Consider the following 26,090-nt stretch of genomic DNA (forward strand, 5'->3'; position numbering starts at 1 on the left):
CTCAGGGCTGCGCGGCCGTATCCAGCCAGCCACCCCGAAAGCCGGCGCGGCGCAAACCGGTCTGCATGAAGGGGCAGGCACGCAGCAGGCGCCACAGCAGGCCCGAGCGGAAGTTCTCGACCATCAACACGACCATGCCCTGGTCCAGGCCAAACTCCCCCTCCGATATCCAGGGGCCGGACTCGGCCGGGGTGTCTGGACTGCGCGCGGTGGCGTTGAAGCCGCTGGCCTGCACCGCTCGGGTGGCAGCTGCGCCGCTGCGCGCCAGCAGCGTACGCAGGGTCGGCAACACGATTTCGGGGGCGAACACCAGCGACGACACGATGCCAGGCACGGAAATCGTGCCATCGTCGGGCCCATAGGGCACGCCGCGCGCGGCGTAGCCATAAAACGCCTGGCGGCGGCCGGCAACATTTTGCGGTGCCACGCTGGGCCCGTCGCCGGCCGTCAGACCCCAGCACTGCGCGTTGTAGCCGACAAAGCTGCGCGGGTTGCGGATGGCGTACTCGCGCTGCACATAGGTGGCGCGGCGGCTGTTTTCAAAATAGTCGCAGCGCTTCTCGCGCATGAAGCGGTCGCGGATGCCACGAAAATCGATCCATGCGTGCGAGAACTGGTGGATGAACAGCGGCCCGGCATACAGGAAGTCGTAGCCATACAGGTTCTCCCATTGGTAGGTGGCGCTCCAGGCCTCAAAGCTTGCTGTGTTCAATGGACGGGTCGGCGAGCCCAGTCCCAGCACATACAGCAGGATGGCCTCGCTGTAGCCCTCCCAGCCGTAATGCAAAAACCCCCCTTCAGGTTTCCACCCGTGCACCACGGCGGCGCCATGGTGTTGCGCCCAGTGCCAGTCGACCCTGCCGTACAGCGCATGGGCCAGTTCGCGCAGCTCGGTCTCGGCCGGGGTGCTGTCCGTGAAATACGCTGCCGCAGCGAGCATGCCTGCGAGCAGCAGCGCGCTGTCTATCAGCGACACCTCGCAGGCCCAAACGCGGAGGCCGCTGTCCATGTCCAGGAAATGGTAATAAAAGCCGTGCCAGCCGGTCGACTCGGGCGTGCCACCTTGGTCGCTGTGCCAGAAAAAACGCAGTGCCACCAGGCAGCGCTGCACGGCTTCGGCGCGCGGAATCCAGCCGCGCTCCACCCCAACCGGGTAGGCCGACAGCGCAAAACCGACGGTGGCGATGCTCGAGGGCGAGTTGGGGCGCGAGGTATCAGCCACCAGGCCGTTGACCGGGTTGCCGTGCTGCAGAAAGTAGCCGAAGGCGTGTCGCTGCAGGCGATCGAGCATCGCTTCGTCGTCAGGGGTGACGTCCACCCAGGGCCGATCCGCCTTCACGTTTGCTCCTTCACCGCGGCGCGGGCGCCAACGCCGCATCGACGGTCGCTTGCGCCTCGCGCAGGATCTGTTGCAGGTGGTCGGCGCCTTGGAAGCTCTCCGCGTAGATCTTGTAAATGTCTTCGGTGCCCGAAGGGCGGGCGGCATACCAGCCGCTGGGAGCGCAGACCTTGATACCGTCGATCGGTGCCCCATTGCCGGGGGCCTGGCTTAAAACCGCCGTGATTTTTTCTCCGGCCAGATCGGTCGCCGTGATCTGGGCCGGTGACAGCGCCGCCAGTTGCTGCTTTTGCTGCGCGCTCGCCGGCGCTTCGACGCGGTCGGCGACCGGGCTGCCCAGCTCCTGCGCCAGCGCAAGGTAGAGCGCGCCAGGATCGCGACCGGTGCGGGCCGTGATTTCGGCGGCCAGCAGGGAGGCGGTGATGCCGTCCTTGTCGGTGGTCCAGACCTTTCCGTCGCGGCGGAGAAACGCCGCGCCGGCGCTTTCCTCACCGCCAAACCCCAGGCGGCCATCGAGCAAGCCTTGCGAGAACCACTTGAATCCGACCGGCACGTCAAACAGCGTGCGCTGCAACCGGGCTGCGACACGCTCGATCAGCTGGGTGCTGACCACGGTCTTGCCGACGGCGGTCTGCGCCCCCCACTGCGGCCGGTGGCGGAACAGGTAGTCGATGGCGACCGACAAATAGTGGTTGGGCGCCAGCAGCCCGCAGCCGGGCGTGACGATGCCATGGCGGTCGTGGTCGGTGTCGCATGCGAAGGCAATGTCGAAACGGTCTTTGAGGGCAATCAGCCGCTGCATGGCGTAGTGCGACGACGGGTCCATCCGAATCTGCCCGTCCCAATCGAGCGGCATGAAGGCAAAGGTGGGATCGACGACTTGGCTAACCACGCTCAGGTCCAGTTTCCAGCGCTCGGCGATGGCGGCCCAGTAGTGCACGCCAGCGCCGCCCAGCGGGTCCACGCCCATGCGTATTTGGGCGTTGCGGATGGCATCCATGTCGATCACCTGCCCCAGGTCGCTGACATAGCAGGCCAGGTAGTCGTGGCGGTGCGTGGTGGGCGCATTCAGTGCCTGGGCGTGGGGCGTTCGCCGCACACCCTCCAGGCGCCGCTCCAGGTAATGGTTGGCCGCCGCCTGAATGAGCCGGGTGATGTCTTCGCCGGCCGGGCCGCCGTGGGGGGGGTTGTATTTGAAGCCGCCGTCGCGCGGCGGGTTGTGCGAGGGCGTGATGACGATGCCGTCGGCCCGCGCCGCCCGGCCGACGCCGTTGTGCCGCAGGATCGCATGCGAAATCGCCGGTGTCGGTGTGAATTCGCCGCGGGGAGCCAGCATCACGTCCACGCCATTGGCGGCGAGCACTTCGAGGGCACTGGCGCAAGCGGGCGGCGACAGGGCGTGCGTGTCGATGCCAAGGAACAGCGGCCCCGTGGTGCCTTGGGCCCGGCGGTGGTCGCAGATCGCCTGTGTGATGGCCAGCACATGCGCTTCGTTGAACGTCGCGTCGAACGCCGACCCCCGGTGGCCCGAGGTACCGAAAGCGACGCGCTGCGCCGCCACCGTGGGGTCGGGTTGTTCCGAAAAATACGCTGCGACGAGCTTGTCCACGTCGACCAACGAGGCCGGCGGGGCCGGCTGTCCGGCCAAAGGACTGAGGTGGGTGCCCATAGTGATGCTCCCTCTCAAGTGGCAGTCGCATGCCGGGCCAGCTGCTCCCGGGCAGCAGCGACGACATGCGCGGCATTGAAGCCAAAATGGGCTTGCGCCACCGCGCCAGGGGCAGACACGCCGAACGAGCGCATGGCCAGGATGGCGCCATGGCGTCCGACATAGCGCTCCCAGCCCAGCGCCGCCGCCGCCTCGACCGAGACACGCGCCCGCACCGCCTCGGGAAGAACGCTCTCGCGGTAGGCCCCGTCCTGGCGCTCGAACAGCTCCCACGACGGCATGCTGACCACGCGCGCCCGGATGCCTTCGCTGCGCAGCTGCTCGTACGCGGCGATGCACAACGCCACCTCGCTGCCGCTGGCAAGCAACAGCACCTCGGGCGGGCCGTCCGTGGTGTCAGCGAGCACGTAGGCGCCGCGCGCCACGCCGGCGGCACTGGCATAGCGGCTGCGGTCCAGCGTAGGCAGGGCTTGGCGCGAGAGCACCAGGCTGGCCGGGCGGTCGGTGAGCTGCATGGCCACACGCCAGGCCTCGACCACCTCGTTGGCGTCGGCGGGGCGCAGCAGCACCATGCCGGGCATGGCGCGCAGCGATGCCAGCTGTTCGATCGGCTGGTGCGTGGGCCCGTCTTCCCCCATGGCGATCGAGTCGTGGGTCCAGACATAGATGACGGGCAGACCCATCATGGCGGCCAGCCGGATCGCGCCGCGGGCATAGTCGGTGAAGACCAGAAAGCTGGCGGCAAATGGGCGCAGCCCCGCCAGCGCCATCCCGCTGGCGGCGGCGCACATGGCATGCTCACGGATACCGAAATGGAAGTTTCTTCCCGCATAGCTGCCCACAGGGCTGGCATCGCCTGCGATGCCGGGCGCCTCGAAAGCGCCAGCAAATTCAAAGCCCAAGTGCGTTTTGGTGGACGGAGACAGGTCGGCGGCGCCTCCCAACAGCCAGGGCATCCGTGCGGCAATGGCATTGAGCACTTGCCCGGCCGCGTCCCTTGAGGCCATGCCTTTGGCATCGGTCATGAAACGGGGCAGCGCAGCGTCCCAGCCTTCGGGCAGGCGGCCCTGCTGCATGGCAGCGAGTTGCTCGGCCAGGTCCGGGTATTGCACCTGGTACGCAGCGTAAAGCGCTTGCCATGCAGCGTGCGCGTCGGCGCCGCGCTGTCCCAGGTGGGCGCTGAAATGCGCCTGCACGCCGGGCGGCACGGCGAATTGTGCATTCGGGTCGAAGCCATAGAACTCCTTGGCCAGACGCACTTCTTCGGCGCCAAGCGGCTCGCCGTGCGCTTCCTTGGTGTCCTGCTTGTGCGGTGCGCCGTAGCCGATGTGGCTTTGCACGATGATCAACGTGGGCAGGTCCTGGGCCTCGCAGAACCGCTGCAAGCAGCCCGTGAGCTGTTCGATGTCATTGGCATCCTCGACATGCAGCACCCGCCACCCATAGGCCTCAAAGCGCGCGCCCACGTCTTCGGTGAAGGTGATGGCCGTGGAGCCTTCGATGCTGATGTGGTTGCAGTCATAGATCCAGCACAGCTTGCCCAGACCCAGATGGCCCGCGAGTGAAGCGGCTTCGGCGCTGACGCCCTCCATCATGTCGCCGTCGCTGGCCAGCGCGTAGACCTTGTGGTCGAAAAGCGTGAAGCCGGGGCGGTTGTAGGTGGCGGCCAGCCAGGCTTGCGCCATCGCCATGCCCACACTGGTCGCCACGCCCTGGCCCAGCGGCCCGGTGGTGGTCTCGACCCCTACGGTCCAGCCATGCTCGGGGTGGCCGGTGCAGCGGCTGCCCGCCTGGCGAAAGCTCTGCAGATCGTCCATGGAAACAGGCTGCGCAGCGGTGGTGTTGCCGGCGTTGCCCGAGGCCGCCCTCACCCCAGCCAGATAAAGCAGCCCGTAAAGCAAGGCGCAGGCGTGGCCTGCCGACAGCACGAAGCGGTCGCGGTTCGGCCACGCGGGGGCGCCCGGGTCGTAGCGCAAGAAGCGTTGCCACAGGCAGTAGGCGGTCGGCGCCGCCCCCATGGGCGTACCCGGGTGGCCGGAGCTCGCCTTCTGCACCATGTCCATGGCGAGGGTGCGCAAGGTATTGATGCACAGCAGGTCGAGGGTGTTCTCATCACCAGAGGTCATGGCGGATCCTTGCGCAGTTGCCGGTAGCGGCGCATCAGTGTGTTGGTGGAGCTGTCGTGGGCTAACACAGGCGCGTCGGCGCTGGAAAGTTCAGCGGCTGTCTTTCCCGCCAGGGCCTTGCCCAGCTCGACCCCCCATTGGTCGAAAGAATCGATGTTCCAGATCGCGCCCTGGGTAAATACACTGTGCTCGTACAACGCCACCAGCGCGCCCAGCGCATGCGGCGTCAAGCGCTGCGCCAGCAGGGTGTTGCTGGGGCGGTTGCCTTCGAACACGCGGTGCGGCACCAGCGTCTCTGCCGTGCCTTCGGTGCGCACTTCTTCGGCCGTCTTGCCAAAGGCCAGCGCCTCGGTCTGCGCGAAAAAACTGGCCATTAACAGGTTGTGCTGCCCATCGGTTTGGCTGGCGTCGTGTCCGAGCGGGTTCAGGCTCTGGCAGAAGCCGATGAAGTCGCACGGCACCAGAGGCGTGCCCTGGTGCAGCAGTTGGTAGAACGAGTGCTGTCCGTTCGTGCCGGGCTCGCCCCAGACAATCGGGGAGGTGGCGTAGTTCACACGCGTGCCAGCGAGCGTGACATGTTTGCCATTGCTCTCCATGGTCAACTGCTGCAGGTAGGCCGGAAAGCGCGTCAGGTACTGCTCGTAGGGCAGCACGGCCTGCGTCTGGGCATGGTGAAAATCGATGTTCCAGACCGCCAGCAGCCCCATCAGCAGCGGCAAATTCTTACCAAACGGCGCGCTTTGGAAATGCCCGTCCATGGCATGAAAGCCGACCAGCATCGCGCGAAAGTGCTCGGCGCCAATGGCAACCATCAACGACAGGCCGATTGCCGAATCCATCGAATAACGTCCGCCGACCCAGTCCCAGAAGCCAAACATGTGGGCCGGGGAAATGCCGAACTCTGCCACGCCCTCGGCGTTCGTGGACACCGCGACAAAATGCCGGGCAACCGCCCGCTCGTCGCCCAACTGCGCCACGCACCAGGCACGCGCCGCGTGGGCATTGGTGAGGGTCTCCAACGTCGTAAAGGTTTTGGAGCAGACGATGAACAGCGTCTCAGCGGCATCGAGGTCGCGGGTAGCCTCGACCAGCGCAGTGGCATCGACATTGGAGACAAAACGACAGCGCAGGTCGCGCTGGCTGTAGTGGCGCAGCGCCTCATAGGCCATGACAGGGCCGAGATCGGAGCCACCGATACCGATGTTGACGATGTTGCGCATGGGCTTGCCGCTGTAGCCCCTCCATTGGCCGCTGCGCAGTGCGTCGGCGAACGCGGCCATGCGGTCCAGCACAGCATGCACTTCCGGAATCACATCGACCCCCTGCACCAGCAGGTGTGCGCCCGCCGGCGCACGCAATGCGGTGTGCAGCGATGCGCGCTTTTCGGTCGCATTGATCGGGTCGCCGCGGAACATCGCGTCGATGCGTTCGCGCAGACCGCTGCTCTCCGCCAGGCCGAGCAACAGGCGCAGGGTCTGGTCGTTGATGCGCTGCTTGGAATAGTCGAGGTACCAGCCAGCCGCATCGGCATGGAGGCGTTCGCCACGCCGGGCATCTTCGGCAAAAAACTGCCGCAGGTGCCGATGGCCGATGAGCTGGTGGTGTTCCACCAGCGCCTGCCAGGCCGGCCGGCTGGTCAAGGGCGGCAGGGCGGCGCCCCCCCGCACAGCGATGCGGCTCATCGCACAGCCGCTTGCGTGAATGCAAGTGCCTTGTGTGCGATGTGCTCCAGCAAGCTGCTCCATGAGGACGAGAACGCTTGCGCACCGTCATCTTGCAATCGCTCGGCGAGCGCGTCGGGGTCGATACCTGCCTGGCGGCACGCAGCCATCACGGCATCCGCGCCGTTGCCGTCGCCCGCCAGGGCCTGCTGTGCCCGGCCGTGCTCTGCAAAAGCGAGCAGCGTCTTCTCGGGCATGGTGTTGATGGTGTCGGGAGCGGCCAGCGCATCGATGTAGAGCGTATCGGGGGCCGATGGGTCCTTGGTGCCGGTGCTCGCCCACAGCAAGCGCTGCGTACAGGCGCCGGCAGCAGCCATTTTGTGCCAGCGCGCCGAATCCAACAGCGTCCGGTAGGCCTGGTATGTCTGCGCCGCCACGGCAATGCCCAGCCGGTTGTGCAGATGCGCGGGCAGCGTTTGATTGGCCGCCACGTCCCAGCGGCTGACAAACAGCGAGGCCACCGAATGGACGCGCGGGTTCAGCCCAGCCGCGATGCGGCGAGCGATGCCGCGCAGGTAGGCCTCGACCGCAGCCTGGTATTGCGCTGGCGAAAACAACAGCGTGACGTTGATGGGGATGCCCGCGAAGATCGACTCCTCGATCGCCACCACGCCCTCGGGCGTGCCGGGAATCTTGATGTACACGTTCGGGCGCTCGGCAAGCGCATGCAGGTGCGTTACCGCCGCAATGGTCTGGACTGCATCGTGGGCCAGCAAGGGCGAAACCTCCAGCGAGACCCAGCCGTCGACGCCATCGGTGGCATCGAACACCGGCCTGAACAGGTCGGCCGCGCGCCTGAGATCCTCCAGCGCAAGTTCAAAAAACAGTGCCTCGCCCGAGTGGCCTTGCTGCGTTTTTTTGCGAATGGCTTCGTCATAGGCGTCGGATTGGCCGATCGCATGCTCGAAGATCGTCGGGTTCGAGGTCAGCCCGGTGATCGCGAATTCGCGGATGTAGCGCTCCAGGGTGCCGCTGTCGAGCATCGGGCGGGTGATGTTGTCGAGCCAAAGACTTTGGCCAAGATCGTGCAATGCCTGTGCTTTGTTCATGATGGCTCCTTGAATTCAACGGGTCCGTATGTGGCTTCACCCCATGGCGTTGTGCCAACCGCCGTGCTCGGCGATCAGCGCATCGGCGGCCGGTGGTCCCCAGCTGCCGGGCGCATAAGGAAGAGCCGGTGCATGCGCGATGAGCACCGGATCCACCACGCGCCACGCAGCCTCCACGGCGTCTTCACGCGCGAACAGCGCCGGGTCGCCCCCCATGGCATCGGTGAGCAGGCGCTCGTAGGGCGCCTGCTCACCCGCTTCTTCCTCGATCAGCACCAGCTCATGTTGTTCGCCCACGAAGGCCTTGCCGGCCTGCTTGACGCGCGCGGCCAGCGCAATCAGCGAGTGTGGTGACAGGCGAAAGCGCAGGTAGTTGCCCTCTTCTCCTGGGGCCACGGCATCTGCGAAGAGCCGCAACGGAGGGGACTCCAGGCGCACCAGCACTTCACACGCCGTGGCCGGCAGGCACTTGCCCGCGCGCAGATACCAGGGCACGCCGGACCAGCGCCAGGAGTCGATGTGCAGCCGCAGCGCACAGTAGGTTTCCACTTCCGAGCAATCGCTGACCTGGGGTTCGCGCCGGTAGCCCGCGTACTGCCCGCGCACCAGGGCGCTGGAGCACAGCGGCCGCATCGCATGGAACACCTTGAGCTTTTCGGCATCGACGGCGGAAAAATGCCGGCCAGCGGGTGGCTCCATGGCCAGCAATGCAACGATCTGGAACAGGTGGTTCTGCACCACATCGCGCAGGCAGCCTGCCGTTTCGTAGAAGCTGCCCCGGCCCTGCACGCCGAATTGCTCGGCCAGCGTGATCTGCACGCTCGCGACGTGGTTGCGGTTCCAGATCGGCTCCAGGAATGAGTTGGCGAAGCGGAAATAAAGCAAATTCATGATCGCTTCCTTGCCCAGAAAGTGATCGATGCGGAAGATGGCGCTCTCAGGAAACACCTCCAGCGCGACACGGTTGAGTGCGCGCGCCGAGGCGAGGTCGCGGCCGAACGGCTTTTCGACGATGACGCGGGCATCTGCCGCCAAAGCGGTCGCGCCCAGACCCCGAATGACCGTCGGAAACAGGGCCGGCGGAATGGCCAGGTAGTGGGCCGGTCGCCGCGCAGTGCCCAGCGCCTGCTTGAGCGCTTCGAAGGTGGCGCTGTCCTGGTAGTCGCCGCTCACGTAACGCAACAGCGAAAGAAACGAATCGAGCCGGTCCGGATGGCCATCCGCACCGGACTCTTCAATGCTGTTCTTGGCGTGCGCGCGAAGCTGCTCCAGGGTCCACGGGGATGACGCTACGCCGATCACTGGCACGGTCAGCGTGCCGTGCTGGTGCATGGCATAGAGCGCTGGCAAGACCTTCTTGTGGGCCAGGTCGCCTGTGGCGCCAAACAGCACCAGCGCGTCGCAGGGTGCTGCCGGGTGCGTCAGGTCGGGTGCCATGTCAATCCTTGGGTGGTGGATCGGCGACCGGTTTTTCGACATGGCCGCCGAATTCATGCCGCATGGCCGACTGCAAACGGTTGGCAAAGTCGGATGCGCCGCGTGACGCAAAGCGTGCATAGAGCGCCGCGCTCAGCACCGGCACCGGCACGGCTTCGTCGATGGCGGCCTGGACCGTCCAGCGGCCCTCGCCGGAATCGGACACGCGGCCCTCAAAACCGGCAAGCGTGGAATCGGCGGCCAGTGCCACCGCTGTCAGGTCGAGCAGCCAGGAGCCGATCACGCTGCCACGCCGCCAGACTTCGGCGATCTCGGGCAGGTCCATCTCATACTGGTAGCGCTCCGGGTGCCGCAGCGGCGCCGTTTCGGCGTCCGAAGACTGGGCGTGCTTGCCAACATCGGCGTGGTGCAGGATGTTCAAGCCCTCGGCATACGCGGCCATGAGGCCGTACTCGATCCCGTTGTGCACCATCTTGACAAAGTGCCCCGCACCGTGCGGCCCGCAATGCAGCCAGCCCCGGTCTGCCGTGCTGGCAGCCGAGGCGCGCCCCGGTGTCGGTGCCGAAACTCCCGCGCCCGGTGCCAGCGTCTCGAACACCGGGGCAAGCTGCTGCACGGCCTCGTCGCCACCGACCATCAGGCAGTAACCGCGCTCCAGGCCGGCAATGCCGCCGCTCGTCCCCACGTCCACGTAATGGATGCCGAGGGGCTGCAAGGCGGCGGCTCGGCGCAGATCGTCGTGGTAGTGCGAATTGCCTCCATCAATAACGCTGTCGCCAGCGTCCAGCAGCGGCGTCAACTGCGCCAGCAGGGCATCGACGACAGCCGCTGGCACCATCAGCCAGAGGGCGCGCGGCTGCGACAGCGTGGAAACCAGTTGCTGCAGAGAGGCGGCGCCGGTCGCACCCAGCGCCTCCAGGCTCTGGACGGCCTGCGGATTCTGGTCGTGGACGACGCAATCGTGGCCGCCGCGCAGCAGCCGGGTGGCCATGCTGGCCCCCATGCGCCCCAATCCAATCATGCCGATTTGCATTGCGAGTCTCCTGTCGTGTGGACTTGCACAACCACTGCGTGTTCACGGCCATCGTCCACCAAAGGGACCGCCGGGCCAGGGAGCTCGGCGCCGTCCAAAGTGACTGCCGGCCCGGTCTGTAGCTTGGGCGTCTGCCGCACCTCGATCAGGTAGAGCGTTGCGCGGTAGCGATAGTTCACCTGGAACGCGCCCCAGTGCGCTGGCAGGCACGGCACGATGCGCAGCGTGTCCGATTCCACGCGCAAGCCCAACAGCGACTCCAGAATGAAGCGCCACATCCATCCGGCCGAGCCCGTGTACCAGGTCCAGCCGCCGCGCCCGGTGTGCGGTGGCAGCGCATACACGTCCGAGGCGATCACGTAGGGTTCGGTCTGGTAGACCGCAAGCGCTTGGGGGGAGTCCGCATGGTGGAGGGGGTTGAGCATCGTGCACAGCTCCCACGCGCGCTTTGCATCGCCCAGTGCCGCAAAGGCCATGCCTGCCCAGACCGCGGCGTGGGTGTACTGGCCGCCGTTCTCGCGCACGCCGGGCACATAGCCCTGGATGTAGCCGGGGCTGGGGGCCGAATGGTTGAACGGCGGATCGAGCAATTGGACCAGCGCCGCGCCGCGGTGCACGAGCTGCGCATCGACGGCGTCCATCGCCTGGCGCGCGCGCTGGGCGTCTGCTGCGCCAGACAGCACCGCCCAGCTTTGCGCGATCGAGTCGATGCGGCACTCCGCGTTGCCTGCAGTGCCCAGGGGCGAACCATCGTCGAACCAGCCGCGCTGGTACCAAACGCCGTCCCACGCACTGTGCTCGATCGCTCCACGCAGCTGCGCCGCCTCGGCCTGGCAGCGCTGCGCGAATGCCGCATCGCCGTGCCGCCGCGCCAGGGCCGCGAACTGCGCCAGCACCTGGCACAGAAAGAACCCCAGCCAGACGCTCTCGCCTTTGCCCTCGGCGCCAACAAGGTTCATGCCATCGTTCCAATCGCCGGTGCCCATCAAGGGCAGGCCGTGCGCGCCGAAACGCAGGCCGTGCTCGAGCGCGCACATGCAGTGTCGGTATAGGCTGGCGGTGGTCTCGGAGCGCGTGGGCAGATCGTAGTAAGAACCTTCGTGCTCTTGCAGTGCCCTGCCCTCCAGAAAGGCCACCTGTTCCGTGAGCACGCCCATGTCGCCCGTGACTGCGACATACCGGCACACCGCCAGCGGCAGCCACAAGTAGTCGTCCGAACAGCGCGTGCGCACACCGCGGCCCGAGGGCGGATGCCACCAGTGCTGCACATCGCCTTCCGGAAACTGGCGCGACGCGCAAAGCAGCAGGTGCGCACGCACGCGAGCGGGTGTCGCATGCACCAGGGCCATCGCATCCTGCAGCTGGTCACGAAAGCCGAAGGCGCCGCTGGCCTGGTAGAACGCGGTGCGTGCCCAGAGCCTGCACGCCAGGGTCTGGTACAGCAGCCAGCCATTGGCCAGAAGGTCCAGCGCGCGGTCTGGTGTTTGAATTTGCACCGCACCGAGCGTGTGTCGCCAGTACTGCCGTACCGAATCCAGCGCTGCGTGCGCTGAAGCCGGGCCGCGCCAGCGTTGCACCAGGCTGCGCGCTTCTTCGGGCGTTGCGCCCGCCCCCAGGCGAAAAATGATTTCGTGCGTTTGCCCTGGTGCCAGCACGAACGGGACGCGCAGGGCGGCGCACGGGTCCAGCGCCACCCCAACGCTGCCGCAGAGCCGAAGCTGCTGCATTGCCGCCGGGCGCCGCAGGTTGCCGTGCATTCCCAGAAACGCACGGCGATCACCACACGCGCTGGCAGCTGCATCAGCGGCGCCATCGACATCAAAGAACGCGGTGCGGCCCGTGAAATCCGTGTGGTATGGGTTGCAGGCCAACAGTGCGCCGCTGTCCGCATCCCGCTCGGTACCAATGTGCATGGCGGTCTTGGTGCGCTCCTCGCCCAGAACCCATTCGACATAGCCGGTGACCGAGAGACGCCGCTCATGCTCCGAGCGATTGCACAGCTGCAACCGTGCGAACTTGACCGGCGCGTCTTGGGCGACAAACACCGTCAGCTCAGAGTGGATGTCACCTTGGCTGTGCTCGAAAACGCTGTAGCCAAAGCCGTGGCGCGCCACGTACGACGCGCCCGGGATGGGGCTGGGCAGCACGGTGGGGGACCAGTAATGGCCGCTGTCTTCGTCGCGCAAATAGAACGCCTCGGTATTGGGATCGATGACCGGGTCGTTGGACCAGGGTGTCAGGCGAAATGTCTGGGCGTTTTCGCTCCAAGTGTGTGCACTGCCGCTCTCGGAGACAAAACTGCCAAAAAAGGGGTTGGCCAGAATGTTGATCCAGGGCATGGGCGCCATACGCTCTGGCGTGAGCGTGACGACGTACTCGTTCCCGTCCGCTGTGAAACCCCCCAGGCCATTGGGAAAAATCAGCGCCTGTTCTGACGCCGCATCCTGCGGCTGGGATAGGGGAGGTTTCAGGGTGGGAAAATGGTGTGTGCTCTGCGGGACAGGTGATCTCGGGAGGCGCTGTGCAAGTTGCTGCGCCAGTGCCCCGCCACGGCCATCGAGCACGATGCGCGCCACCGTTTTCAGCAAAACGGCATCTGCCTCCGGGAGGGCGGCGCTGGCACGCACAAAAATGCCGCCCGGCCTGTCGATGGCGGCCGCTGCATCCTCGGCGGCGACCAGCGCCACCACCTGCTGCGCCAGGTCAGAGCTCTCCAGCTGCGGATTTTCCGCCAGCACCACCAAATCCACACGCAAGCCCGACATGCGCCAGTACGCATGTGCCTGCACGAGCTGGCGCACGAGTTCCAGATGGCCCGGGTCACAGATCTGCAGCAGCACGATGGGCCAATCGCCTGAAATGCCATAGCGCCACAGGCTGGACTGGCCTTGTCGGTTACTGGAGAGCACGGCGGGCCGGGCCCTCAGAACGGCGTTGGCATACAGCACCGCAGCGGCCAGGGCGGCATAACGTCGCGCGTCGGCAGCGCTCACATGCAGCCCGTCCAGAAGCGCCTGCGCATGTGTTGGCGCAGAAGCCAGGGCATGGTCGGCCATGCGCTGATCCTGGTACCTTTGAACCAGACTTGCGCAAGCGTCGCGGGTGTCTGCAACGCCGCTGACCCAGGCGATGGTGGTGCTTGCGCCAGGGCCCAGAAAAATGGGGCAACGGATCGCCACCACAGGATCGAGCACGGCACCAGCGCTGCCCGACAGCGGCGCATGGTTGTCCAACGCCTGTGGATCGGCGGTGCTGCGGCCACGCCCGATAAAGCGGGCCCGGTCGGTCTCGTAAGACACGGCTGCTGCGCTGGGCCTGGACAGGGCCAGCAGGTGGAACAGGCATGGCGTCGCTTCGCCCGGCGCGCGCGCACGGCGGGTGCACACAATGGCCCGCGATGCGGGCAGGATCTCGGTTTCGACGAAGAGCTTTTCAAACGCTGGATGCGCCACATCGGCCGCGGCAGTCGCCAACACGACCTCTGCATAGCTGGTGACGTCCAGCAACCGCTGCTGGCGCGAATGGTTGGTGATGCGGATTCGGCGCACCTCCACATCGTCGTCGCCAGCCACGGCGATCTCGGTTTCCACCTCGATGCCATGGTCGCGGCGGCGAAATGTTGCTTGTCCCACCGAGAAGGTGGCTTCAGAGACGTCGGCCTGCTGCAGTGTGGGCTGGAGGGTCGCCGACCAGATGTGGCCGCTCGTGCGGTCGCGGAGATAACAAAAACTTCCCCAAGGGTCACAGGTCGCGTCTTCGCGCCAGCGCGTCAGCGCCACACCCTTCCAGTGGCTGTATCCGCCGCCCGCCCGCGAAACTACTGCGTGGTAGCGACCATTCGACAGCAACTGCACCTCCGGCAAGGGGGCCGTGTGAAACGACCGCGCGGTATGAAAGGCAACCATGTGTGCGGTTCCAGGAGCAGACCGGCTGGCAAAAGGGCGTGGCTACCTGAGCCCAGAGTGGTGCGTTGTCGGGTCTGCACGCTATTTCACGCACCACTGCGCCGCGCACGGACCAAGGCTGATCGCCATGTGGGTGCGGTAACACAGACTACACCCGATACTGCTTTTGCAAAAGTACCTTCTGGCGATATAAAAATACAGCCTGTTGCGCGCATTTCTATGCGAAGGAGTTCCACCCTGGACCCCGGGTCCGAGCGACAAGGACTGCAACATGCCGCTCACACTGGACAAGCCCCTCAATTTCGGTTTTGATGACCATTCGTGGCTGGTGCGTCGGCCGACATGCCACCGTGCGCAGAAGGCACACTACAAACCGATCGAGCAACACGGCCAAGCTCTGCCAAAGATTGCGGTTGGAAGGCCGAACGCTCCCGCGCCTTGAAGGAGGTATGCCATGGCACAAATGGAACGGTGTAAATTGGGTGCGCACCGGGCGGATGTCGACAAATACCGCGCCGCCTTCAAGCGGCGTGTACCCGACGTGGACGCAGACATGGCAGGCCCGCTGATGGTGCTGGTGCTTCGCCAGACGACCCCGGGCCGCATCGAGCCCGCTCTGCCGGGCGCGCCCTTGCCATGACCAGCCTGCACGCCACAGCGCAGGCCCTCGTGGCCGCCGGCAAGGGCTTGCTCGCCATGGACGAGAGCATTGGCACCTGCACGAAGCGCTTTGCCAGTGTCGGCTTGGCGCCCAGCAGCGAAACGCGCCGCGCCTACCGCGAGCTGCTTGTCACAACGCCTGGTCTAGGCGACTACATCAGCGGCGCGATCCTTCATGAAGAGACCTTGGTCCAAAAGACGCAGAACGGAACGCCTTTGGTGCAGGTGCTTATGGCGGCAGGCATCCTTCCAGGGATCAAGGTCGATCAAGGCACCGTGGACCTGGCAGGCCTCCCTGCTGAGCGCGCGACGGAGGGGCTTGATGGCCTGCGCGAACGCCTGAAGGATTACGCCGCTGCGGGCGCGCGTTTCGCCAAATGGCGCGCGGTATTCACCATCGGCGCAGGCTTGCCCACTGCAGCTTGCATCGAAGCCAACGCGCATGACTTGGCGCGCTATGCGGCCCTGTGCCAAGAAGCGGAACTGGTGCCCATTGTTGAGCCAGAGGTGCTCATGGAGGGCAGCCACACTTTGGCGCGCTGCCAGGCGGTCACCGACACGGTATTGCACCAAGTCTTCGACCAACTGCACACCCAGGGCGTGGTGCTGGAGGCGCTGGTACTGAAGCCCAACATGGTGTTGCCGGGTTTGGAGTGCTCCACGCCCTCCTCGGTGGACGAAGTGGCCGAGGCCACGGTGGCGTGTCTGCGCCGTGCCGTGCCGGCTGCAGTGGCCGGCATCGCCTTTCTGTCGGGCGGGCAATCGAGCGAGCTGGCTTCGGCACGGCTCAACGCCATGCATCTTCGACGGAGCGGATCGGCACTGCCCCCTTGGCCGCTGACCTTCTCGTTCGCTCGCGCGCTGCAGCAGCCGGCACTGCACCTCTGGGCCAGCGCGCCCGCGAACCGCGCGGCGGCCCAGCAAGCGCTGCTGCACCGTGCCCGCTGCAATGGCGCTGCCCTGCGGGGTGCGTACGACCCTGGCATGGAAAACCAGTGACTGCCTTGCTAGAAATCTACCTCGTCCGACATGGCGAAACGGCTTGGTCGCTCAGCGGCCAACACACCGGCCACACCGAAGTGCCTCTGACCGAGCATGGCGAGTCCCAGGCGCGGGCACTGGCGCAGCGCCTGGGTGAAACTGTGTTCACGCACATCCTGGTGAGTCCCCGCCTGCGTGCGCGCCAGACCTGCGCTCTGGCAGGCTGCGCGGCAGCGAGCGAAATAGAACCGGACTTGGCCGAATGGGACTACGGCGATTACGAGGGCCTGCGCTCCGAAGACATTCGCAAGGCACGCCCTGACTGGAACGTGTGGCGCGACGGATGTCCGCACGGCGAAATGCCTGCCCACGTCTCTATCCGTGCCAACCGGCTCATTGCGCGGCTGTGCACCCTGCAGGGCAGGGTCGCGCTGTTCTCCCATGCCCAATTTGGCGCTGCGCTGGCGGTCCGTTGGATAGGGCTGCCATTGGATACAGGCCAACATTTCGCGCTGTTTCCCGCGTCTGTGAGCGTGCTGGGCCACGCTTCCAACCACCCGGCAACACGGGTTGTCGCTCTTTGGAACGAAACCCCTGCCGTTTGAGACAACAACATGCACGCACTTGCCAAACCTTCATGGTCTGAGTACGCATCGGCCCTGTTGGCCAGGCCGTGTAAGCAGGCCCTTTCCGCTGTCGGTTGGCGGTCTCTGTGCGCTGCCCGTGATACGGCCGGTGTGGTTCAGAGCGTATGCCGGGAAGCCAACAACTCATCCTTGCGCAACGCCATCTGAGCTCCCAATGCGCGCATGTCCAGGGCGGTCTTCTTTGCTTGAGGGAACATTTGTGTCTGCTCCTCCTTCACATGGTGCTTGACATATTCAGACAGCACTTTGATTTTGGCATCGAACATTTCACCATCGGGCTCGGCCCCTTCCACTTGGGCGATCAGGCTTTTCAACGTCGCATGCTCCACCGTGGCTTCGGGGACGAGCTCTTTATCGCGCAGGGCCTTTTTGACCGCAGGATAAAAAATCTCTTCCTCGATCTGCGCGTGAACGCTCAACTCGTTACAGATCGTGGTGACCAGATCCTTCTTCTTGGCCGGTGAACGGGTTTTTTCATATTGTTCGAACAGCCCGCTGACACGCTGGTGATCGGCTCGCAGCATGGCAGTCGCCTCTGGGTGTTTCGAAGGGGCCGTTGTGGTTTTCGCCTTGGGTGGGGTCGCCATGGTGTGATTCCTCCAGTGGTTTTCTTCAGTGAAGCAATAGGCAGTGAAGCAATAGGCCGGTCAATGCAAGAAAAGGGCCAGCAGAATGATGATGGGAATGGGAACTCCCAGAAAGAACAACAGCAGCGAACGCATACGATTTCTCCTTGGCTGGTGTTAAAACAGGTCGCGCTGGCGTCCGCCAAAAGTCGCCGCCAGGCTGGCAAAGAAGGCGCCAATCAACAGGGACACGAACAACCACAAGGCACTGTAGGCAGAGGCTTTTCTTGCTTTGTCGGCGGCATTGCGCGCGGCCGTTTCTGCCTCCTTGGCACTCGCCTGCAATTGTCCAAACACTTGGGTGACCCGCTTTTCTGCATCTGCCTGGGGCATCCCGGTGCGCTGGGCGACCAGCTGACCCAGGTACTTTGCATCGCCGCTCGGCAAGGTCCCCTTGCCCATCGCATTGGCGAAGATGCGTCCAGCTTCTGCCGATGCAGATGGAGACCCAGGCGCGGACACGGATGCGGACACCGGTGCGCTTGCAGTTGCAGATGGGGTGTTATTGGAACCCTCAACGGTGGGAACAGTCGCCACCACATCCGGCGCGGACGAGGAAGCCTCGGCATTCTTCCGAAAGAGTGCGTCAACAAAATAGCCCTGGTCTGGCAAGGCACCGTCCTTCATGGCGCCTGCGGCCACAGCCGGCATGGCTGCGCTGGATGCGGCGCTTGCGGCGCCAGACGTCATTTGCGCGCCGGCTTGCACACTGCCATGGACGATGCCTCCGATGGCCGATGTCAACAGGCCTGCCGTCACCAACGTGGCAACTGCCCAGGCAAGAAACCCGTGGGCCGTGTCCCGAAAGTAGACCTCGTCCGTATCGAGTCCTGCCCAGCGTGTGCGCAGGCGCCCGGCCAGATAGCCGCCCAAGCCTGCCGCTGCAAGCTGAGTGAATGAAATCCACACAATCGTGGCGACGCCAAAAGTGTCGGCCGCCGCGCCTTGTCCCGACCAGGGCGATACGGCCGACAAGCCCAGACCCACCCCCAGGATAAGCAGAATCAGCGACAGCGCTGCAGCGCCAGCGGCACCTGCAAGGATGGCCGCCCAAGAAACCGCACTGGCCGGGGGCACCGGATTTGGCAGATATGGAACCGTGGACCCTGGGCCAGCGCTCCTTGGACCAGGCACTATGTTTTCATTCATGCTATGACTCCCACAGAGGAGATTGCATGGTGCGGCTGTCGGCCGTGGACCCATGTCGGTTTCGTGCCTGCCGCGTTGTAGGACGGCGCTATTACTCTCGGTAAATAAGGCGCAAATCCAAGCCTACTGCGGTGCAGACTTGCAGCGGCCCGGCAGCTCCCCTTCTCTTTCTCCAAGGCAACGGATCCCGGCGGAAACCCTGCCGTCTTGGAAAAAACCGCCAGCGGGGTCACTGGCCCGTCGGCTCCACTGTTCCGGCATCCACGCGGGGCGCATCGACCACGCCACCGAGCCCTCTCGTGGACGGCGGCAGGCCAGAAGTCGCGAAGTGTCCGGTCAGGGTGGTAGGCTCGGCACCAAGCGCGGAAACGGTGTGCCGCCCCCCTTGGAAAATTCCAGGTGCTCGGCCTCCTTGTGCTGCTGCCACCAAGCCAGCATGGCATTGAAATCGCCACCGAATTTGCGCTGCCGCAGCGCCTCGGTGAGGCTGCCGCAGGCGATCGCGTTGCCAATGTCGACAAGGTCGATCGTCGCCGCGTAGTCGCAGACCCAGAAGGCCTTCTCGAGCTCATCCAGACGCAATTCGACGTCGATGGTTGCTTGCGCGCGGCTCGGCGCAGAACCGCCTGCCACGCCGGTGACGATCAGCGCTGCGGTTGCGACCTTCATCGCCGGCGAGCACCGGACCGTGATCGCACGGCAGAGCCTGGTGGAGGCTTCCCGTGCCTTGCGGTGCGTAGTATTCATGGCGTTCTCCATTCATCCCCAGAAGCTGTGCCCCTTGGCCGTAACGCGCCCCACTTCCCTCGGCGGCGAGGGTCGCCCGGGCAGGCCTGCATCGTGCGCGGTGCTGCGTGCTTCACTCAGGTGGATCGTGTTGAGAGGTGGTACCGGCAGTCGATCACTGATTGCGATCCTTTCGGCGAATACGCTGCCCGCGCAAGGGCAGTCTCAAAAGGCACCATCTCGGGCTTGCTGGCCGCATGGGTCGAAGGAGGTCGGTTGGCTCCGGCGGGCAGGTGTCTCGCTCGCACAGGCCTTGGGATAAATCTCCCCATCCTCACCCGTCGCCGCAGGCGCTGGTGGTTCATCCGGATGAGCCTTTCCATGCCTCCAGCGCACGGTCGCGTTCGCGCACACGAACCCCGACCCTGATGTACCCCTCCCGGTCAACGGAACTTCGCCCAACCCCATCCGCAGCAGGCGAATCCGAATTTACGGGTGCAGAACCGGACAGCCAGGCGACCGCTTTCAGCCGGCAGCGCACAGTCCAGGCCGCCCATCAAGATAGTGCGCTCAAACCAACCTGGCGTGCACGCCAATTTCGCCACGTCATCAGGGTGATGACTTGGAACTTACAACGCCTCTCGCTGTAACCCCACGCCAGGGCCTGAAGCGGATTTACAACTTTATCTGCAGGCTTATGACTTTAATCACGCAAACAGCCCTTGCTATTCTGGGCAAATAAAGTCGTAAACGTCGGCCTAGGATTATTCATGCGGGTTTTTGGGGTGGTCAACTGAAACAGCATCTAGCTAAAGTCGTAAACACTTAATCGCAACCCTCAGCATCACCGCGAAGCGATGACAAACTCGACATCGGCGACACCACCAAGATGATTTTTACTGACTCATTCGAGCGCCGCATCTTTCTCGACCGCACGCACTCACACTAGATGAACCCGTTGTCGGAGTGAATCGTCCCGGCTTTCACGAAGGCTGGTTGGTGCGAGTCAGGCCCGAATGGCATGGCCGGCGAATTTCCGATATAGATTGCCTCGGCTTCAGCCAGCGGGATTAGCCAATAAATACCGTCAGCCAGTGACGATTGAACCACGAGACACGCCTACAGGCGATCCAGGCAAGCCAGCATGCGTTCTTGTGTCACCCCGTGCCCCACTCCTCAAGATGGGTCCATGCCTCGCGTATGGCTGGGCTGGATGAGGCGTCCAGCGTGCCGCGCCACTGCACCACTTGGGAGTCAAAAAGCCCCCGGCCGATCTGCGTGTTGGATACCTGCTTGAGCCAGAGAACTCTACCGGCTCATGCGTCAAGCTGTGAGAGGGTTTTCACACAGCCTCCAGCGGTTGCGGTCCTCCGGTTCGTGAGCCCGACCAGCAGCTCTGAAGCTGCATGCAGCCATTCAGCTTCAGCGGTCGAATGGCCACATTTGCGCAAACCGGCTGTACAAGCGAGAAGTGCCATCGTTCATGGTGCGCCCCGAGGCCGCAGCTCGCCAATACCCGCTCCTGGCCTATGGTGAGCTGCGGGCAAGCTTTGGCAAGGCCGCTGCTAACTGGCGCGATGGAGGGGAATACGCGGAACAGCTCCAACACGTCGAGCCGTGGCGGCAGGGCGGCCATGAATGAGAGGATGGTGCATCGCGTGCACAACGGTGGACGAACCGGACGAGCAGTCTGCGCACTCCATAACTGCTATATATTGGTTTGTGTCACACCCTCCAAAAGTAATGCATGTCGATCAAAACCATTCTGAAATCCACCGTGGTGTCACTGGCGATTGTGACCGGTGGGCCGCTTTTCGCCCAGGGCACGCCCATCAATACAGCGGCGTTTGACGCGCTGGTCGCGCAGGGCCCCGTCGCCGACGCTGCGACCATCGCATCGAGCACCTGGGCCAGCAAGATCAAGCAGGCCGGCACGCTGCGCCTCGGCGGCACGCAAACCTCGAATCTTTTCTCGCTGCTCAACGAGAAAGACGGCAAGATCCGCGGCTTCGACGCAGGTCTGGCCCAACTCATCACGCGCTACATCCTGGGCGATGGGGCCAAGGTCCAGTTCACGCAGGTGACCTCGTCCACGCGCGAGCAGGTGCTCATCAACGACCAGGTGGACATGGTGTTCGCCACCTACTCCATCACCCCCGCCCGCACCGAGAAGATCTCGTTCGCCGGTCCCTATTACACCTCGCAGGCCGCGGTACTGGTTAAGGCGAACAACAAGACGATCCAGTCGTACAACGATCTGGCCGGCAAGAAGGTCGCCACGCAGGCTGGCTCCACGGGACCCGCGATACTGGCGCAGTACGCGCCCAAGGCGGTCGTACAAGAGTTCCAGACGCACCAGGAAGCCCTTGACGCACTGCGCCAGGGACGCGTGGATGCCTACGTAACCGACCACACGCTGCTGCTCAACGCCCTGAGCCTCGGAACCGGCGACGCGAAGCTGGCGGGCGCGCCCTTTGGTGCGCAGGACCCCTACGGCGTCGGACTGCCCAAGGGCTCGGACGGCGTGGCCTTCGTCAATGCCTTCCTGAAGAAGGTGGAAGCCGACGGCACCTGGGCCAAACTTTGGACCATATCCATCGGACAGCGCACCGGCAGCACAGCCGTTCCGACACCGCCCGCTCTCCCATAACGGATGGGCGAGGTTTCAAGGCTCCTGGCCGACTATCGGCCTGCCTTCGGGCAGGCCCTTTTGCTGACATGGAAGCTCACAGTGGTGTCGTTCGTGCCCGGCTTCTTGCTGGGCATGGTCGTGTCGGTGCTTCGGCTCCTCCCGCTGCCACCTCTGCGCTTCGTCCTGACCGGCTACGTCGAGATCTTCCGCAACATTCCCAGCGTAGCGCTGCTGATCTTCATCGTGTTTGCGCTGCCCGATCTCAACGTCCTGATCGACTATGAGCCCAGCGTGATCCTGACCTTGGCGCTGGTCTGCTCCGCGTTCACGGCGGACTACCTGCGCTCAGGCATCAACACCATCCCCGGTGGCCAGATTGAGGCCGCACTCAGCCTGGGCATGCGGCCGATGCGCGTCATCACTGCGGTGGTATTGCCGCAGGCACTGCGTGCGGTGGTGCAGCCGATGACCTCCCTGCTCATTGCGCTGATGTTATCGACCTCGCTGGCGTCGCAGGTGCCGTCTCCGGGCCGGGAGCTCACCGCGCTCGTGTCCAAGATCGCCAACGACTCCGCCGCCGGCATTCCCGCCTTCGCGGTGGCAGCTGCGATGTACGTGGTGACTGGGTTGCTCATCGCGTGGGCTGGTGCCACCTTGGAAAAGAAGGTGCGGATACTGCGATGAGCCGCCCTTTGGAAGAGATTCTGTTTCGTAATCCGGGCCCCCAGGCCCAAACCGTCATGCGGGCGGTTAGTGTGGTCGCAGCGGCCTTGCTGCTCCTGCTGGCTGCAGGTGTCGTGTTCCGGTTCCATACCGCAGGGCAGCTCGACGCCCGATTCTGGGAATTCTTCGCCTGGCCGACGACCTGGGCCTTCCTGGCTGCAGGCTTCCTAGGCACGCTTGCATCGGCGGCGATGGCCGCCGTCATCGCGTTGACCCTCGGGCTGGTGCTGTTGGTGGGGCGCCTGGCGCGGCTGCCGTTCGTGCGTTGGCCGAGCATCGCGGTCATCGAGTTTCTGCGTGGCACGCCGACGTTGCTGCTCATCTATGTGTGTTTTCTGGTTCTTCCGCAGGCCGGGATCAAGCTGAGCACCTACTGGATGCTGACCTTGCCCGTCGGCCTGAGCACGGCCGCGGTGGTGGCCGAGGTTTACCGCGCGGGCGTGCTCGCTGTTCCCCGCGGCCAGACCGATGCTGCGCGAAGCCTCGGGATGTCCGAAGCCCAGGTGTTCTTCCTCGTCGTCTTCCCCCAGGCCCTTCGCTACATTGTCCCGGCGCTGGTCGCGCAACTGGTCATCGTGGTCAAGGACACCACCTTCGGCTACGTCGTCACCTACGGTGAGCTCATGCAGAACGCCAAGGTGCTCATCGCCAACTACCACGCGCTGGTGCCGGTGTACCTCGTTGTAGCGCTGCTTTACTGCCTGGTGAACTACGCGATATCAAGGGCGAGCAAACGGCTCGGCGGGCCGATGCATTGATTATCACCAAGCTGCTCACGTCTCGATGGCGCGGCGCTCTGCGAAGGAAAAAGGTCTAGGTCCGGTTATGGCCGGTAGTGTGATTTCAGCGTTGTCCCCGAAACTGACATTGGGTAACTAATGGTTCGCTCGCCGGTTGGCGGCTTCCTGGGGCAGCGGCGAACTTGCGTTCTCGGCCAGGAGAAGCAGGCGCTTATGGAGGGCGGCTTGGTGTACTGGCGGCGGCTGTAGTCGCTGGTGCGACCAGCACCACGCCACGCTCTTGCTTGCTGTGCTGGGGGGAGTCACAGCGCCTCAGTACGCGGCTGATGTGCTCGTAGCGCTGGGTGTCTCCATTGCCTGCAGGGCTTGAGAAACTTACCTCGGGAGTTGCGTCTAGAAACTCCTACAGTTGCGCAATGGTACGCAGCTTTGTCTCGTCCTTGTTGATCAACATCCTTGCGATGGTCAAGCCGGCCGCATTTCAATCTCAAATTCGACCCTTCAGGCTCATTTCTGGGTGGAAATACAGGAGTCGTTCAGGCTCATACCTCGTTGGACAAGGCTGTATCCGTGGCTGCGGATGGCTAACGAATAAAAGCGCAGTGACGCGGAAAGTCCGGGCGCGATTTTTTTCGGCTGAAGCGGTTTGTCCACGCTACTGCGGCTAGACAGGACTGCACAGACCAAGGATCTGTTCCTGCTGCGAGCAGTCCTTCGCAGGTTTTGATTTCACAGGCGTTCCCAGCTTCGCCTTTCCGGCGATACAGGAGCGGATCTCACGCGTCGTCGGTGGATAGTAGAACCAACCGCGACCGAGATCCGGAAGCGCTATCTCAACCTCTCGCCACTTCGGGTGTCCTTTTTCTTGAAGCGTCGAGAAGTTCTGACACAGCGAACGCGTCATATTGCGCAGGTGGTTCTCGGTATCCTTGAGTTGAAAATCATAGGTAACAAGAAACGCCTTGACCGCCACTGCCGGGATATCTGTTGTAAGCAGGTTGGGATAATTGCTGGCCAGAACACTGGCTGCAAAATAGGTCTTGAGAACCGCTGCACTGGTCGAATGATGGGGGTCAAACTTGAGCAGTTTGATGAGTTTGCGCGATTCAGGTTTCATGTCAACGAGCAGTTTGGCGGGCTGACCGGCGACGACCGCGACCACGTCAATAGTCTTATCAGTCACCAACTTGCTCAGCGCCTCCTCGTTGGACAAGTAACTTGTGCCTGCCTGCGGCATGGGTTCGCCAAACATCAAGCGGTAGAGCGTTGCCGAGGTAAGCGCTGTTCCGCTCCCTGACTCGCCTGCACTGATCTTTGCATTCTTGATCTCGTGGATATAGTTCAGCTCCGAGTCAGCCCGAACGATAAAATAGATTTCCTCGTTATAGAGCGGCATGACCACCCGCAATGGCCGGATCATGTCGCGGGCTTCCACATTTCCGCCAGCGGCAATGTCGAGAAAGGCCTGATAGACATCCGATTGCACCAAGGCCAGTTTGACGCCCGACTCGTAACGCAAGCGCCGAACATTTTCCGCCGATCCGGCTGAAGGCAAGACGTGGAGTTTGATGTCCGCAGAAGGCGCAACAAACTGGGCGAGATCGTGCCCGATCTTGATATAGGTTCCCCGCTCGGAAGCCGTGACTATTTTGTATTCCACCGCCGCGAGCGCCGAGATATGGAAGAGCATCCCCGCCATCAGCAGCGTGCTCAGTATGAATTTTTTCATTTTAGGGCTTCTCCTGTTGAGTATTCATATTGCAGAGCCCTAGCGTTGCGACGGCTGGTGGACATTTTTCAACTACCGATGGGTCTTGTAGGGTCTTTGTTTCGGCATCAGTCGCCGGCAATGGGCGAGCAGCCAGCGCGGCGTCAGCACTAGGTGGCGTAAGCGAGGGCGTTTTTTCAGGGTTATTCGCACTGGCTGGGGGTGTTTTAACCGTGTCTATTGGTTTCAAAGCAGCATCCATTCCTGCTGCCCCATTTGATGGTGCAGAGTCGCCGGGCTTACGCGCGCCGGATACGTCAGTGACTTCCTGCTTTTGGCCCTGCGTCTGCGCGGGTTGTGCAGTATGACCAAGGTATAAATACACTGACACAGCAGTTGTTATCAACAGGAGCAATATTGCCGGGATCGCAAAAGGTGTGCCGCGTCGCCAACTGGTCGCGGTAGCAGACGTTTCCGGCGGAAGGGCTTCGTCGACCGGTTGCCGTTCAGGGTGCGAGTAAGTCAGACCAGCATTGAGGTGCTCAGCCTCAGAATCCGCAACTCCAGGATCTGTTGATGTTGGGTAGGTGAATTCTTTGTCAGCGATCGCTGGCGTGAACGGGAAGTCAACTCCCGGTGCTATAGGCAGAGAGAATTCGGCGCCACATTTGTAGCAGTTGGTAGCAGTTCGGAGGTCAACCGCGCCACACCGGTCACAGGATTGCAGGTTTAACTGTCCGCCACAATTATTGCAAAATACTGCATCCGACGGATTGAGATGCTGGCAGAAGAGACACTGGAGACTGGGCATCTGCGACATCTCAGGTAGGTGACCTTAATCTAGTCAACGAAGTTGCGTCAGTACTTTAGTAAATCAGGGCCAGTATTCAGAGTGCGAGCGAATCTGAGGCAGACTTTATCTCAAGTCAAACTGCCGAAACTGTAGCTATTGTTTTAATCTGTTCACCAAGCTGAACCGCCCTGAACCGCCTACCTGTTCCGCCCAAGAAGCGAAAGTCAGCTATGGGTCGGCGCCGCCAGTTTGCAGTCTATGAAAGCTGACTTTGACCGGCGCGGTGCCTCGGCCCTTGATCGCTCTAAGAAAGAGCTCTACAGGGTCGCCGGTCCTGGCAGTGCAACGGACGTTCAGACCGCAAGATGTTCAGTGACCGGTAGTGGTGGCAGCGGCCATAGCCGCGCCAAGTCTGAATGTAGGCAG

At 63.6% G+C, this 26,090-nt stretch carries 19 protein-coding genes; 6 read left to right on the forward strand and 13 right to left on the reverse strand.

Features of this window, described 5'->3' with window-relative positions; translation table 11 throughout:
* Position 1 precedes the first annotated feature (1 nt).
* From B2J89_RS11590 to B2J89_RS11625, 8 genes are read right to left on the reverse strand one after another with little or no spacing between them, the layout of a single operon-like run.
* Positions 2-1,339 (reverse strand): glucoamylase family protein, encoded by a 1,338-nt coding sequence (locus tag B2J89_RS11590; RefSeq protein WP_206042633.1) that lies wholly within the window; start codon positions 1,337-1,339, stop codon positions 2-4.
* Between the two features lie 10 nt (positions 1,340-1,349).
* Positions 1,350-3,008: a phosphoglucomutase (alpha-D-glucose-1,6-bisphosphate-dependent) gene (gene pgm / locus B2J89_RS11595; protein ID WP_169169239.1), complete on the reverse strand. Its 1,659-nt coding sequence runs from the start codon at positions 3,006-3,008 to the stop codon at positions 1,350-1,352.
* A 14-nt stretch (positions 3,009-3,022) separates the two neighbouring features.
* The gene (gene tkt, locus B2J89_RS11600) at positions 3,023-5,134 is read right to left on the reverse strand and encodes a transketolase (protein ID WP_169169240.1); all 2,112 of its coding nucleotides are present in this window, start codon (positions 5,132-5,134) and stop codon (positions 3,023-3,025) included.
* Positions 5,131-6,816, reverse strand: a complete 1,686-nt coding sequence (gene pgi / locus B2J89_RS11605; protein ID WP_169169241.1) for a glucose-6-phosphate isomerase — start codon at positions 6,814-6,816, stop codon at positions 5,131-5,133. Before pgi ends, tkt begins: the two co-directional genes overlap by 4 nt.
* Positions 6,813-7,904, reverse strand: a complete 1,092-nt coding sequence (gene tal, locus B2J89_RS11610) for a transaldolase (RefSeq protein WP_169169242.1) — start codon at positions 7,902-7,904, stop codon at positions 6,813-6,815. The genes pgi and tal overlap by 4 nt, the downstream gene beginning before the upstream one ends.
* A gap of 36 nt (positions 7,905-7,940) precedes the next feature.
* A complete protein-coding gene (gene zwf, locus B2J89_RS11615) occupies positions 7,941-9,341 on the reverse strand; it encodes a glucose-6-phosphate dehydrogenase (RefSeq protein ID WP_169169243.1) in 1,401 nt (466 codons plus the stop codon).
* Between the two features lies 1 nt (position 9,342).
* On the reverse strand, positions 9,343-10,374 hold the full coding sequence (gene gnd, locus B2J89_RS11620) for a phosphogluconate dehydrogenase (NAD(+)-dependent, decarboxylating) (RefSeq protein WP_169169244.1): 1,032 nt from the start codon (positions 10,372-10,374) through the stop codon (positions 9,343-9,345).
* Complete coding sequence (locus tag B2J89_RS11625; RefSeq protein ID WP_169169245.1) at positions 10,359-14,279, reverse strand: GH36-type glycosyl hydrolase domain-containing protein; 3,921 nt, start codon at positions 14,277-14,279, stop codon at positions 10,359-10,361. The genes gnd and B2J89_RS11625 overlap by 16 nt, the downstream gene beginning before the upstream one ends.
* Before the next feature lie 454 nt (positions 14,280-14,733).
* Here B2J89_RS11625 and B2J89_RS11630 point away from each other — a divergent pair, with 454 nt between their 5' ends.
* From B2J89_RS11630 to B2J89_RS11640, 3 genes are read left to right on the forward strand one after another with little or no spacing between them, the layout of a single operon-like run.
* The gene (locus tag B2J89_RS11630) at positions 14,734-14,919 is read left to right on the forward strand and encodes a hypothetical protein (protein WP_169169246.1); all 186 of its coding nucleotides are present in this window, start codon (positions 14,734-14,736) and stop codon (positions 14,917-14,919) included.
* Entirely contained in the window at positions 14,916-15,938 is a 1,023-nt protein-coding gene (locus tag B2J89_RS11635) for a class I fructose-bisphosphate aldolase (RefSeq protein ID WP_169169247.1), read from the forward strand. Before B2J89_RS11630 ends, B2J89_RS11635 begins: the two co-directional genes overlap by 4 nt.
* The gene (locus B2J89_RS11640) at positions 15,935-16,525 is read left to right on the forward strand and encodes a histidine phosphatase family protein (protein WP_169169248.1); all 591 of its coding nucleotides are present in this window, start codon (positions 15,935-15,937) and stop codon (positions 16,523-16,525) included. The genes B2J89_RS11635 and B2J89_RS11640 overlap by 4 nt, the downstream gene beginning before the upstream one ends.
* 137 nt (positions 16,526-16,662) lie before the next feature.
* Here the strand turns inward: B2J89_RS11640 and B2J89_RS11645 are convergent, their stop codons facing one another.
* From B2J89_RS11645 to B2J89_RS11655, 3 genes are all read right to left on the reverse strand, one after another.
* On the reverse strand, positions 16,663-17,154 hold the full coding sequence (locus B2J89_RS11645) for a hemerythrin domain-containing protein (RefSeq protein WP_169169249.1): 492 nt from the start codon (positions 17,152-17,154) through the stop codon (positions 16,663-16,665).
* A gap of 156 nt (positions 17,155-17,310) precedes the next feature.
* Complete coding sequence (locus B2J89_RS11650; protein ID WP_240964976.1) at positions 17,311-18,270, reverse strand: hypothetical protein; 960 nt, start codon at positions 18,268-18,270, stop codon at positions 17,311-17,313.
* Between the two features lie 408 nt (positions 18,271-18,678).
* Positions 18,679-19,089, reverse strand: coding sequence for a hypothetical protein (locus B2J89_RS11655; RefSeq protein ID WP_169169250.1), 411 nt, complete (start codon positions 19,087-19,089; stop codon positions 18,679-18,681).
* A gap of 1,726 nt (positions 19,090-20,815) precedes the next feature.
* On the opposite strand from B2J89_RS11655, the gene B2J89_RS11660 reads away from it, so the two are divergent.
* From B2J89_RS11660 to B2J89_RS11670, 3 genes are read left to right on the forward strand one after another with little or no spacing between them, the layout of a single operon-like run.
* Positions 20,816-21,718 carry a glutamate ABC transporter substrate-binding protein gene (locus tag B2J89_RS11660; RefSeq protein ID WP_169169251.1) on the forward strand — a complete coding sequence of 301 codons (903 nt, stop codon included), beginning with the start codon at positions 20,816-20,818 and terminating at the stop codon, positions 21,716-21,718.
* 3 nt (positions 21,719-21,721) lie between these two features.
* Positions 21,722-22,384, forward strand: a complete 663-nt coding sequence (locus tag B2J89_RS11665; RefSeq protein ID WP_169169252.1) for an amino acid ABC transporter permease — start codon at positions 21,722-21,724, stop codon at positions 22,382-22,384.
* Complete coding sequence (locus tag B2J89_RS11670; protein ID WP_169169253.1) at positions 22,381-23,181, forward strand: amino acid ABC transporter permease; 801 nt, start codon at positions 22,381-22,383, stop codon at positions 23,179-23,181. Before B2J89_RS11665 ends, B2J89_RS11670 begins: the two co-directional genes overlap by 4 nt.
* A gap of 646 nt (positions 23,182-23,827) precedes the next feature.
* Here the strand turns inward: B2J89_RS11670 and B2J89_RS11675 are convergent.
* A complete protein-coding gene (locus B2J89_RS11675) occupies positions 23,828-24,892 on the reverse strand; it encodes a TAXI family TRAP transporter solute-binding subunit (RefSeq protein WP_169169254.1) in 1,065 nt (354 codons plus the stop codon).
* Position 24,893: 1 nt separating this feature from the next.
* Positions 24,894-25,691, reverse strand: coding sequence for a zinc ribbon domain-containing protein (locus tag B2J89_RS23210; protein WP_169169255.1), 798 nt, complete (start codon positions 25,689-25,691; stop codon positions 24,894-24,896).
* Positions 25,692-26,090: the final 399 nt, after the last annotated feature.

It is taken from the genome of Acidovorax sp. SRB_24, from assembly GCF_012931925.1.